We start from the raw sequence: 11,085 nt of genomic DNA, 5'->3' as shown, positions 1-11,085 counted from the left end.
CATGCTGGCGTACCTGGAGGGGGCCGGATGAGCCTGGCCGGGAAGTTGTCGCCGCTGATCGGCGGTGACGTCAGGGACGACCCCTACACCAGGCACCTCTACTCCTCCGACGCCAGCATGTACGCCATCGAGCCGCTCGCCGTCGCCTTCCCCAGGGACGCCGGCGACGTACAGGCGCTGATGGCGGCGTGCGGCGAGCTGGAGGTGCCGGTGCTGCCGCGCGGCGCGGGCACCAGCCTGGCCGGGCAGACGGTGGGAGCGGCGGTGATCGTCGACTTCTCCCGGCACATGAACCGCATCCTGGAGATCGACGGCAGGACCGCGCGGGTGCAGCCGGGCGTCGTGCAGGACCAGCTCAACCGGGCGGCGAGCAAGCACGGGCTGATGTTCGGGCCGGACACCTCGACCAGCAACCGGGCCACGATCGGCGGGATGATCGGCAACAACTCGGCCGGCAGCCATTCGGTCCGGTACGGCTCCACGATCGATCACGTGGAGGCGCTGCACGTGGTGCTCGCCGACGCCACCATGCCCGACCTGGCCACCGACGCCCGGTTGAAGGCGGCGGTGGCGGAGATTCTGGGCGGGCTGGATCTGACGGGGTTCCCGCGTTTCTGGCGGCACTCGGGTGGTTACCGCCTGGACCGCGCCGCAGGCGACGGGCGGGCCGCCGCCGGCGTGACCGGCGTGGCCGGTGCCGCCGGCGTGGACCTCACCAAGCTGATCGTCGGGTCGGAGGGCACGCTGGCCGTGGTGACCGAGGCCACGGTGGCGCTGGTGGACCGGCCGCGGGCCAAAGCCATCGCCGTCGGCCACTTCACCTCCACGCCGGCCGCGATCGCCGCCACCGCCGACGCCCTGGCCTTCGACGCCGCCTCGGTCGAGCTCATCGACAAGGCCATCCTCGCCCTGTCCCGGCAGCGGGTGGACTACGCGGGGCTCGGCGGCATCCTCGAGGGCGACCCGGAGGCGCTGCTGTTCGTCGAGTTCTTCGGCGACACCCCGGCCGAGGTGGCCGACCGGCTGGACAAGCTGGCCACCACGTGGAAGGCGAACGCACACGGCTACCACACGCTCAAGGCGACGACCGAGCGCGACCAGGCGGCCGTGCTCAAGGTGCGCAAGGCGGGGCTCGGCCTGCTGATGGCCTCCAGCGTGGGCAGCCGCAGGCCGCTGGCGTTCGTCGAGGACACGGCCGTCCCGCCGGAGCGGCTGCTGCCGTACGTCGAGGAGTTCGCCCGCATCCTCGACGGGCACGGCCTGCAGGCCGGGTTCTACGGCCACTGCTCGGTCGGCTGCCTGCACATCCGCCCGTTCGTGGACCTGCGCGCGCCCGGCGAGATCGGCCGGATGCGGGCGGTCGCCGAGGAGATCGCCGAGCTGGCCGCCCGGCACGGCGGCGTGAACTCCAGCGAGCACGGCGACGGGCTGGCCCGCTCGGAGTTCAACCGGCGGCTGTTCGGCGACGAGATCTACGAGGCCATGCGGCAGGTCAAGCGCGTCTTCGACCCGCACGGGCTGCTGAACCCCGGCAAGATCGTGGACGCGCCGCCGATGACCGACCACCTGCGCGACCCGGGCCGGCCGGAGCCGCGCCCCCTGCGCACGACACTCGCCTTCGCCGATGGCATGCACGCCGCCGCCGACCGGTGCATGAACGTCGGCGTGTGCCGCAAGGACGACACCGGCGTCATGTGCCCGTCGTACATGGCCACCCGCGAGGAGGAGCACTCCACCCGTGGCCGCGCGAACGCCCTGGTCAAGGCGCTGTCCTCGGCCGACCCGCGCCGGTCGATGGGCGACGAGCGGCTGCACGGCATCCTCGACCTGTGCCTGGAGTGCAAGGCCTGCCAGTCGGAGTGCCCGCTGGGCGTGGACATGGCGGCGCTGAAGAGCGAGTTCCTGCACCAGTACCAGCGGCAGCACGGCGTTCCTCTCCGGGCCCGGCTGTTCGGGGCGATCAGGACGCTCAACCGCCTGGGCTCGGCCACCGCCCCGCTGTCGAACTGGCTGGCCGGCCCCCTGCGCGGCCCGCTCGGCCTGAGCCGGCGGCGGCCCCTCCCCCGCTTCCGGCGCGACAGCCTGCTCCGCTGGCACGCGCGCCGGCCTCCGTCGGCGGGGCCGAAGGAGGTGATCCTGCTCGCGGACTCCTTCACCACCTACACCGAGCCCGGTGTCGGGCGGGCCGCCGTCGAGTTGCTGGAGCGCGCCGGCTATCGGGTACAGCTCGCCGCGGGCGGCTGCTGCGGCCGTTCCAGCATCTCCAAGGGCCTGCTCGACCGCGCCAGGTCGATGGCCGAGGCGATGGTCGACCGGCTGTCCGCCTCGGACGCGCCCATCGTCGGGCTGGAACCGTCCTGCCTGCTGACGCTGAAGGACGAGTACCGCGCGCTGCTGCCCGGCGACCCCCGGGTGGCGGCGGTGGCGGCCCGCGCCAGGCTCGTCCCCGAGCTGCTCGTGGCGGCGATCGACGACGGCTCGCTGGTGCCGGGCGACGGGCTGCGCGGGCGGAAGATCCTCCTGCACGGCCACTGCCACGAGAAGGCGGTCGTCGGCACCGATGCCACGCGAGCGCTGCTGTCCAGGATCCCGGGAGCGGAGGTGGAAGAGATCGACGCCGGCTGCTGTGGGATGGCCGGCTCGTTCGGCTTCGAGAGCGAGCACTACGACCTGTCCATGAGGATCGGCGCGCTCCGGCTCTTCCCGGCGATCGCCGCGTCCTCGTCCGGCACGCTGCTCGCGGCCACGGGGGTGTCGTGCCGCCAGCAGATCGCGCACGGCGCGGGCCGCCGGGCGCGCCACCCGGTCGAGCTCCTCCATCAGGTGATCGGCCGTCCATAACGTACGGGGGAGATCGGAGTACGCAGTTGTCCGCAGAGCTCCTGTCCATTCTCGCCCTGATCGTCATGTTCGTGGTGGCCACCCTCTTCCCGGTGAATCTGGGTGCGCTGGCCCTCGTCGGCGCGTTCCTCGTCGGCACGCTGGCCGCGGGCATGGAGACCGACGCCATCCTGGACGCCTTCCCCGGCAGCCTGTTCGTGATCCTCGTCGGGGTGACGCTGCTGTTCGCGATCGCCACCAACAACGGGACGGTCGATTGGCTGGTCCGCGCCGCCGTGCACCTGGTGCGGGGGCGGATCGCGGCCATCCCGCTGGTGGTGTTCGCCATCTCGGCGCTGCTCACGGCCGTGGGGGCGCCGGCTCCCGCGGTGGCGGCGATCCTGGCGCCCATCGCGTTCGGGTTCGCGGCCGACTACAAGATCCATCCGCTGCTCATCGGACTCATGGTCGCGCACGGGACGCAAGCGGGTGCGTTCTCGCCGATCAGCGTGCTGGGCGGCATCGTCAACGGCGTGACCAGCGACGCGAACCTGCCCAGTGACAACGTGGTGCTGTTCCTGTCCAGCTTCGCGTTCAACGCCGCCGCCGCACTGGTCGTCTTCTTCATCTTCGGCGGCCCCCATTTGGTACGGCGAGGCGCCGTGGCGGTGCCCGGCGCACCCGCCTCCGAAACCGCGCCCGCCTCCGGAACCGCGCCCGCCTCTGACCCCGTGCCCGTCTCCGACACCGTGCGCGAACCCGGCAGCGCACCTGATGCCGGCGGCGCCGCCCCGGCTTCCGCAGCGGCTCCGGCCAGCGGGGCGGCGCACGCCACCGGCACCACGACGGCCGAACCCGGCACCCGCGCAACCGCCGAGCCCGACTCCGGCACTGCGGGCACCGGCGCCGGTGGCGGGCTGCGGCTCACGCCGCACCAGGCGCTGACGCTGGCCGGCATCGTCGGGCTCTGCCTGGCCGTGCTGGTGTTCAAGCTCGACGTCGGCCTCACCGCCGTCACCGTCGCGGTCATCCTCTCGCTGGCCTCCCCCAAGGCGAACAAGGGCGCCGTGGAGCGGGTGGCCTGGCCGACCGTGCTGCTGATCTGCGGCGTCGTCACGTACGTCGGCGTGCTGCAGGAGATCGGCACCGTCGACTACGTCGGCACGTCCGTGGCCGCGATCGGCATCCCGCTGCTGGTAGCGCTGCTGATCTGCTACGTCGGCGGCGTCGTGTCGGCCTTCGCCTCGACCGTGGGCATCCTGGGCGCACTGGTGCCGCTGGCCGTGCCGCTGCTCGGGACGGGCACGCTGGGACCGATCGCGATGATCGCGGCGCTGTCGGTGTCGTCGGCCATCGTGGACGTCAGCCCGTTCTCCACGACGGGCGCGCTGCTCGTGGCCAACGTCAGGGGCATGGAGCGGGACGTGTTCTACCGCCGGCTGCTCGCCTACGGCGCGGTGATCGTGGTGGTGGGCCCGCTCGCGGCCTGGGCCGTCCTGGTCGTCCCCGGCTGGCTCGGCTAGCGCCGGACCCTGGACTCATCGCGTAAAATCGTTTCACAGCAGTCGGGATCCCATGCGCTACGATCATGATGGTCCCGGTGCACGTCTCTCGTGCTCCGCGCACCAGACGAGGAACGATGTCGAGCATCAAAGAGGTCGCCCGGATCGCCGGGGTCTCCGTCGGCACCGTGAGCAACGTGCTCAACCGGCCCGACATGGTGGCGCCTGAGACCCGGCAGCGCGTGCTGGGCGCGATCGCGCAGCTCGGCTACGTGCGCAACGGCTCCGCCCGCCAGTTGCGGGCGGGGCGCAGCCGGGCCATCGCCGTGGTGGCGCTCGACCTGGCCAACCCGTTCTTCATCGACGTGCTCAGTGGTGTGGAGGCCGCCGCGCAGCGCGTCGGCCTCTCCGTGATGGTGTTCAACAGCAGCAAGGACGCCGACCGCGAGGCGAGGCTGCTGGAGATGCTGGAGGAGCAGCGTCCCCTTGGCGTGCTCATCACCCCCGTGAACGACCGCGGCCAGCAGGAACGGCTGGACCGGCTGCTCTCCCGCGGCATCCCGGTGGTGCTGTTCGACAACTCCTCGCGGGTCGGCCACGGGTGCGTGGTCGCGGTGGACGACGTGCTCGGCGGCCGCCTCGCCGGGCTTCATCTGCGCGAGCGGGGGCACCGCCACATCGCCTTCGCCGGGGGGCCGTTCACCGTCCGGCAGGTGGAGGATCGCCGCGACGGACTGGCGAGCGTGCTCACCCCGGCCGAGCAGCTGACCCTGATCCCGCTGCCCGACCTCAACGTCGCCACGGGGCGCACGGCGGGCCAGGAGATCGCCGAGCTGCCCCGGCCGGCGCGGCCCACCGCGGTCTTCTGCGGCAACGACCTGGTCGCGCTGGGCGTGCTGCAGGAGCTGACGTTGCGGGGCCTGCGGGTTCCCGACGACGTGGCGATCCTCGGCTACGACGACATCGACTTCGCGGCGGCGGCCGCGGTGCCGCTGTCGTCCATCCGGCAGCCGCGTGAGCAGATCGGCCACACCGCCGCCATGATGGTGCTCGAGGAGGCCGACGGGCCGTCCGGCCACCAGCACCGTCACGTCATCTTCCAGCCTGAGCTGGTGGAACGCTCCTCCACCGCCCTGCTGCGGACCTCCAGGAAAGCGGCGAAAGCCGCTCACTGATCAGACCGCGCGGTCGAGGCGCTGGAAGAGGCCGTAGACGAAGCGGGCGTGGTAGGGGGTGCCCTCGTGGGTGAAGCCGACCGTCCAGTGATGCGGGGCCGAGCCCTCGATGTGCGAGGCCCCGGGGAACGCGTCGCCGATGTCGGCGACGACGCAGCTCCAGGCGACCAGGTCCGCGAACGACAACGGTTTGGCGCCGCCCGGGCGTACGAACCACTGGTTCCACACCTCGCCCCCCGGGCCGAGCAGCACCTCGAACTGCAGGTCAGGCCAGGAGGGCAGACTCCAGCGGGCAACGTCGCACATCAGGCTGCCGACCTGGTGCACGCCTTCGTACGCGGGCGGGCCGAGCACCGTCCGGAACATGGCCCGCCCTTTCGGCGCCCTGACCGAGTGGGCCATTGCCGTCCATTGGGTGTGCGCGGCGCGGAGCTCGGCACGGGTGGCGCCCATGTCCTCGAGCGCGTCCTCGACCCTCGCGGCGTCCAGGTCGCGCATGCGATGCATCAGAGCCAGCTCGAACTGGCGCACCCCGAACCCCATCGCGCCATGATGTCACGGGCGCGGCGGTTACCTTCAACGGTCGCGCTGTCGCCGGCGCATTGACGCGGTCGGGACGGGTCTTGATACGTTTGTGGCAGGTGTGCCGGGAAGTCTGGTCGGCGATTGCATCCGTTATGCCCGGAAGGATCGCCTTCGTGCACACCGTGCTCCTCCACGTTTCGATGATCACGCCGTGAGCGTCCTGTCCTGGGTGAGCGTGGCGGTCTTTCTGGCCGCGTACACGCTGATCGCCACCGAGAAGGTCCACCGGGTCGCGGCCGCGCTGGGCGGGGCGGGGATCATGCTGCTGATCCACGCCACCGGCGCGGATCAGGCGTTCTTCTCCGAGCACACGGGCATCGACTGGAACGTCATCTTCCTGCTGCTCGGCATGATGGTCATCGTCGGCGTGCTGAAGGAGACCGGCGTCTTCGAGTATCTGGCCATCTGGGCCGCCAAGCGGGCCAGGGGGCGGCCGTTCCGGCTGATGGTGCTGCTGGTGCTCATCACCGCCGGCGCGTCGGCGCTGCTGGACAACGTGACGACGGTGCTGCTGATCGCGCCGGTGACGTTCCTCGTGTGCGAGCGGCTGGCGCTGCCCGCCGCGCCGTTCCTGATCGCCGAGGCGATGGCGTCCAACATCGGCGGCGCGGCCACGCTGGTCGGCGACCCGCCGAACATCATCATCGCCAGCCGCGCCGGGCTGACCTTCAACGACTTCCTCCTCCACATGGCGCCGATGGTGGTCGTCCTGATGGCGGTGTTCGTCGGGCTGTGCTGGTTCATGTTCGGGCGGTCGTTCCGGTACGACCCGGACCGCGCTCAGGAGATCATGTCGCTGGACGAGCGGGAGGCCATCGCCGACCGGCGGCTGCTGCGGCAGTCGCTGGCCGTGCTGGCGCTGGTGATGGCGGCGTTCGTGCTGCACCCAGTGCTGCACTACGAGCCTTCGGTGGTGGCGCTGCTGGGCGCGGGGGTGCTGGTGGCGGTGACGAAGGTACGCACCGAGCAGGCCATCGCCGAGGTGGAGTGGCCCACGCTGGTGTTCTTCGCCGGGCTGTTCGTCATGGTCGGCGCCCTGGTCGAGACCGGGGTCATCGGCGCGCTGTCCGAGGCCGCGGTCGCGGCGACCGCGGGGCGGCTGGAGCTGGCCACGATGGGGCTGCTCGGCGCCTCGGCCGTGCTGTCGGCCATCGTGGACAACATCCCGTACGTCGCCACGATGAGCCCCATCGTGGCGACGCTCGCCGAGGCGAACGGCGGCCACGACGTGTTGTGGTGGGCGCTGGCCTTCGGCGCCGACCTGGGCGGCAACGCCACGGCGGTCGGGGCCGCGGCCAACGTCGTGGTGCTCGGCATCGCGGCCCGCAACGGCACCCCGATCAGCTTCTGGCAGTTCACCAAGTACGGCCTGATCGTCACGGCGGTCACCGTCACCCTGGTCGCGCCGTACCTGTGGTTCCGCTACCTCACGTGAGTCCGGCCGGCCGGTACGCGGCGATCAGCACGCCGGTGCCGGTCGTGGCGGAGTCCGCCAGCCGGTACGCGGCCAGGCCCGTCCCGGTGCCGGGGAACAGCCGGCGGCCGGAGCCCAGCGTCAGCGGGTGGATCAGCAGGAGGAGCTCGTCGACCAGGCCGGCCGCCAGCAGCGACCTGACGAGCACCCCGCTGCCGAACACCACCAGGTTCTCCGCGACCTCCTCCTTGAGCCCGGCCACGGCGTCGGCGGCGTCGCCCTTGAGGAGGGCGGAGTTCTGCCAGGGCAAGGGCTCGGTCAGCGTCGTGGACGCCACGTACTTGCGGACCCGGTTCAGCGCGTCGGTGAACGGGTTCGGCGCCTGCCGTGGCCAGTAATCGGCGAAGCGCTCGTACGTGGTGCGGCCCACCAGCAGGGACCACGCGCTCGACATACGTGCGCCCATCGCCTCCTGCATGGCCGGGTCCTGCGCCCTGGTCGCCCAGCCGCCGTGCGCGAAGCCGTCGCGCGGGTCCTCGTCGGGGTGCCCGGGCGCCTGCATCACGCCGTCCAGCGTCAGGTGCTCGATGACGATGACCTTGCCCATGGTCGTACCTCTTTCTCTGTCGTCTCTTCACCGCCTACACGAACGTCAGGGCGCGGAATCGACAGGGATCCGCGATTCGATGGGCGGGTTCAGGCGGGCGAAGCCCTCCTGGCTCCGGTACGGGTAGTAGGGGTACGCGGCCGTGGTGGCGCTGGCGGCGTCGAGCCTGGCGATCTGGTCGCGGGTGAGGCTCCACCCGGTGGCGCCCAGGTTCTCGCGCAGTTGTTCCTCGTTGCGGGCGCCGACGATGACGGAGGCCACGGTCGGCCGCCGGAGCAGCCAGTTCAACGCGATCTGCGGGATCGTCCTGCCGGTCTCCTTGGCGATCTCGTCGAGGACGTCGACCACCGTGTACAGGCGCTCGTCGTCCACCGGCGGGCCGTAGGCGGCGGTCCGGTGCAGCCGGCTGCCCTCCGGGAGCGGGCGGCCGCGCCGAATCCTGCCGGTGAGGCGGCCCCATCCGAGCGGGCTCCACACGAGGGCGCCGACGCCCTGGTCGAGGCCGAGCGGCATCAGCTCCCACTCGTAGTCGCGGCCGACCAGGGAGTAGTAGACCTGGTGGGCCACGTACCGCGGGTAGCCGTACCGTTCGGCGGTCGCGAGCGACTTCATCAGGTGCCAGCCGGAGAAGTTGGACACCCCGACGTAGCGGAGCTTGCCGGCCCGGACGAGGTCGCCGAGCGTGGACAGCACCTCCTCGATCGGGGTGGCGGCGTCGAAGGCGTGCAACTGGAACAGGTCGATGTGGTCGGCGCCGAGGCGGCGCAGCGCGCCGTCCACCGCCTGGATCAGCCGGGGCCGCGAGGTGCCCGCCTCGTCCGGGCCGTCACCCGTGGGCAGCCCGGCCTTGGTGGAGATGAGGACGCGGTCCCGCCGGCCCTTGATCGCCTGGCCGAGCACCTCCTCCGAGGCGCCGTCGGAGTAGACGTCGGCGGTGTCGAACAGGGTGACGCCCGCGTCGAGCGCGATGTCCACCAGCCGCCTGGCCTCCGCCACGTCGGTGTTGCCCCACGCGCCGAACAGCTCGCCCTTGCCGCCGAACGTCCCGGCTCCGAAGCTCAGCGCTGGGACCTTGAGCCCGGACGCCCCCAACTGCCGATATTCCATGACCTATCCATTTCTCTTAACGGATCAACATTCCCGTTAAGAGGGTAGCGCACTAACGGGATTTTCGTGCTATTAAGATTTCATGCATTCCCTACTCATTATGTTGACTTTGTGAGCGTGCTCGATCTACGTTGGAGAGCGTGACGACCACGGCTCTGACGATCCGGGGTCACGTGGACTTCTGCCGCGTGGCCAGCGCGCTCTGTCCCCCCTTCCGACCTCAGGCCAGCCCACTATCGGAAGGAACGAACCCATGTCATCCCTGTCCATCGCCCCTGTCGCCGGCCGCATAGGCGCCCAGATCACCGGCGTGCGGCTCGGCGGCGACCTGCCCGCCGGCGTGGTCGCGGAGATCCGCCTCGCCCTGCTCCAGCACAAGGTGATCTTCTTCCGCGGCCAGGAGCACCTCGACGAGCAGAGCCAGGTGGCCTTCGCCGCCCTGCTCGGCGAGCCCACCGCGGCGCACCCGACCGTGCCCGCCCTCGACGGCAACGCCCACATCCTCGACCTCGACTACCGCAGTGGCCAGAAAGTGGACCGCTGGCACACCGACGTGACGTTCGTGGACCGGCCGCCGCTGGCCTCGGTGCTGCGCGCCGTGACCGTGCCGGAGGCGGGCGGCGACACGCTGTGGACCAACACGGTGACGGCGTACGAGTATCTGCCGGCCGAGCTGCGTGACCTGCTCGACCGGCTGCGGGCCGTGCACACCAACCAGTACGACTACGCCCGGCTCGCCGGCGCCGACGACACGGCACGCGAGCACGCCAAGGTGTTCGCGTCCACGGCGTTCGAGACCGAGCACCCGGTGGTGCGCGTACACCCCGAGACCGGGGAGCGCTCGATCCTGCTGGGCGACTTCGCCAAGCGCCTCGCCGGCCTGTCCGGGTCCACGTCGGCCGCGCTCATCCGGCTGATCCAGGAGCACGTCACCGAGGTGGAGAACACGGTGCGCTGGCGCTGGGCCCCCGGTGACGTGGCGGTCTGGGACAACCGGGCCACCCAGCACCGGGTGGTGCACGACTTCGGCGGCCGTCCGCGCCGCCTGCACCGGGTCACGATCGCGGGCGACGTGCCGGTCGGCGTGGACGGGCGGCCCAGCGTGGCGCTGGCGGGTGACGCCGCCGCGTACTCACCGCTGGCCGCCTGACCTCCCCCCGCCATGACGGCCCCGGCCCCAACGACGTGGCCGGGGCCGTTCCGGCCTTCGCCTCGCCTGGCTTGGCAGCCGGCCGAGCGCGTCAACGCTCGGCCGGTCACACGTCCGTGGGTCAGGATTCGGGGTGGGCCAGGAAACGGCCGAAGCGGCCCTGGTGGTAGAGGAGCGGGCGGCCGGGGCCGTGCACGGCGGCTTCGGCCACAAGGCCCACGACCAGCACGTGGTCGCCGACGTCCGCCGTCTCGTACGGCAAGCAGAGCAGGTGCGCGGACACGTCCTGCAGCAGCGGCGCGCCCAGCGGGCCGGCCCGCCAGCGGGTGGGCTCGGCGAACCGGTCGATCCCCTTGCGGGCGAACCGCGCCGCCAGCTCGGCCTGGTCACTGGCCAGGATGTTGACCGCGAAGTGATCGGCGGCGCGCAGCCAGGGCCAGGTGGTCGAGGAACGGTCCACGTAGAAGGAGACCAGGGGCGGTTCGAGGCTGACGGAGGAGAACGAGGCGGCGGTGAGGCCCACGGGGGCGCCGTCGCACTGCGCGGTGATCACGACGACTCCGCTGGCGTGGACGGCGAGCGCCTGCCTGAACTGGTCGGACGCCACGGCGCGGTCGGGAAGCGTGTCGGTCATGCGGGCCCCTCCGTCCTGGGCGCGCGGTGGGTGAGGCGGGCGGATGTCAGTGGTGGCACGGTCACGAGAGAGTTCCTCACAGGAGAAGGCA

Annotated in this window: 9 protein-coding genes; 5 read left to right on the top strand and 4 right to left on the bottom strand. The window is 71.6% G+C overall.

Annotated elements, in window-relative coordinates; genetic code table 11:
• The 3 genes from ETD86_RS48440 to ETD86_RS48430 all read left to right on the top strand — a co-directional run.
• The coding region (locus ETD86_RS48440; protein WP_211370791.1) for an FAD-binding and (Fe-S)-binding domain-containing protein at window positions 1-2,841 on the top strand (2,841 nt) is incomplete at its 5' end.
• A gap of 26 nt (window positions 2,842-2,867) precedes the next feature.
• Window positions 2,868-4,343 (top strand): SLC13 family permease, encoded by a 1,476-nt coding sequence (locus tag ETD86_RS48435; protein WP_138673373.1) that lies wholly within the window; start codon window positions 2,868-2,870, stop codon window positions 4,341-4,343.
• Window positions 4,344-4,459: 116 nt separating this feature from the next.
• Window positions 4,460-5,497: a LacI family DNA-binding transcriptional regulator gene (locus tag ETD86_RS48430; RefSeq protein ID WP_138673372.1), complete on the top strand. Its 1,038-nt coding sequence runs from the start codon at window positions 4,460-4,462 to the stop codon at window positions 5,495-5,497.
• On the opposite strand, the gene ETD86_RS48425 is transcribed toward ETD86_RS48430, so the two are convergent.
• A complete protein-coding gene (locus ETD86_RS48425) occupies window positions 5,498-6,040 on the bottom strand; it encodes a hypothetical protein (RefSeq protein WP_138673371.1) in 543 nt (180 codons plus the stop codon).
• 193 nt (window positions 6,041-6,233) lie between these two features.
• On the opposite strand from ETD86_RS48425, the gene ETD86_RS48420 reads away from it, so the two are divergent.
• Window positions 6,234-7,517 carry an ArsB/NhaD family transporter gene (locus ETD86_RS48420; RefSeq protein ID WP_138673370.1) on the top strand — a complete coding sequence of 428 codons (1,284 nt, stop codon included), beginning with the start codon at window positions 6,234-6,236 and terminating at the stop codon, window positions 7,515-7,517.
• On the opposite strand, the gene ETD86_RS48415 is transcribed toward ETD86_RS48420, so the two are convergent.
• Both ETD86_RS48415 and ETD86_RS48410 read right to left on the bottom strand, forming a co-directional pair.
• Complete coding sequence (locus ETD86_RS48415) at window positions 7,510-8,103, bottom strand: dihydrofolate reductase family protein (protein WP_138673369.1); 594 nt, start codon at window positions 8,101-8,103, stop codon at window positions 7,510-7,512. The two genes, ETD86_RS48420 and ETD86_RS48415, sit on opposite strands and share 8 nt — an antisense overlap.
• A 45-nt stretch (window positions 8,104-8,148) precedes the next feature.
• Window positions 8,149-9,210 (bottom strand): aldo/keto reductase, encoded by a 1,062-nt coding sequence (locus ETD86_RS48410; RefSeq protein WP_138673368.1) that lies wholly within the window; start codon window positions 9,208-9,210, stop codon window positions 8,149-8,151.
• A gap of 253 nt (window positions 9,211-9,463) precedes the next feature.
• Here ETD86_RS48410 and ETD86_RS48405 point away from each other — a divergent pair, with 253 nt between their 5' ends.
• Window positions 9,464-10,360 (top strand): TauD/TfdA dioxygenase family protein, encoded by an 897-nt coding sequence (locus ETD86_RS48405; protein WP_138673367.1) that lies wholly within the window; start codon window positions 9,464-9,466, stop codon window positions 10,358-10,360.
• Window positions 10,361-10,481: 121 nt separating this feature from the next.
• On the opposite strand, the gene ETD86_RS48400 is transcribed toward ETD86_RS48405, so the two are convergent.
• The gene (locus tag ETD86_RS48400; protein ID WP_138673366.1) at window positions 10,482-10,994 is read right to left on the bottom strand and encodes a flavin reductase family protein; all 513 of its coding nucleotides are present in this window, start codon (window positions 10,992-10,994) and stop codon (window positions 10,482-10,484) included.
• Window positions 10,995-11,085 lie beyond the last annotated feature (91 nt).

Source organism: Nonomuraea turkmeniaca (assembly GCF_005889735.1).
GTDB lineage: Bacteria > Actinomycetota > Actinomycetes > Streptosporangiales > Streptosporangiaceae > Nonomuraea > Nonomuraea turkmeniaca.
The sequence above is the reverse complement of the archived record's forward strand: the minus strand, read 5'-3'. Positions and strand labels throughout refer to the sequence as shown.

What these genes read in the sequence shown, in the direction of transcription:
- ETD86_RS48430 (WP_138673372.1), top strand. Translation starts at nt 4,460, where the DNA reads ATGTCGAGCATCAAAGAGGTCGCCCGGATCGCCGGGGTCTCCGTCGGC.
- ETD86_RS48425 (WP_138673371.1), bottom strand. Translation starts at nt 6,040, where the DNA reads ATGGGGTTCGGGGTGCGCCAGTTCGAGCTGGCTCTGATGCATCGCATG.
- ETD86_RS48415 (WP_138673369.1), bottom strand. Translation starts at nt 8,103, where the DNA reads ATGGGCAAGGTCATCGTCATCGAGCACCTGACGCTGGACGGCGTGATG.
- ETD86_RS48410 (WP_138673368.1), bottom strand. Translation starts at nt 9,210, where the DNA reads ATGGAATATCGGCAGTTGGGGGCGTCCGGGCTCAAGGTCCCAGCGCTG.
- ETD86_RS48405 (WP_138673367.1), top strand. Translation starts at nt 9,464, where the DNA reads ATGTCATCCCTGTCCATCGCCCCTGTCGCCGGCCGCATAGGCGCCCAG.
- ETD86_RS48400 (WP_138673366.1), bottom strand. Translation starts at nt 10,994, where the DNA reads ATGACCGACACGCTTCCCGACCGCGCCGTGGCGTCCGACCAGTTCAGG.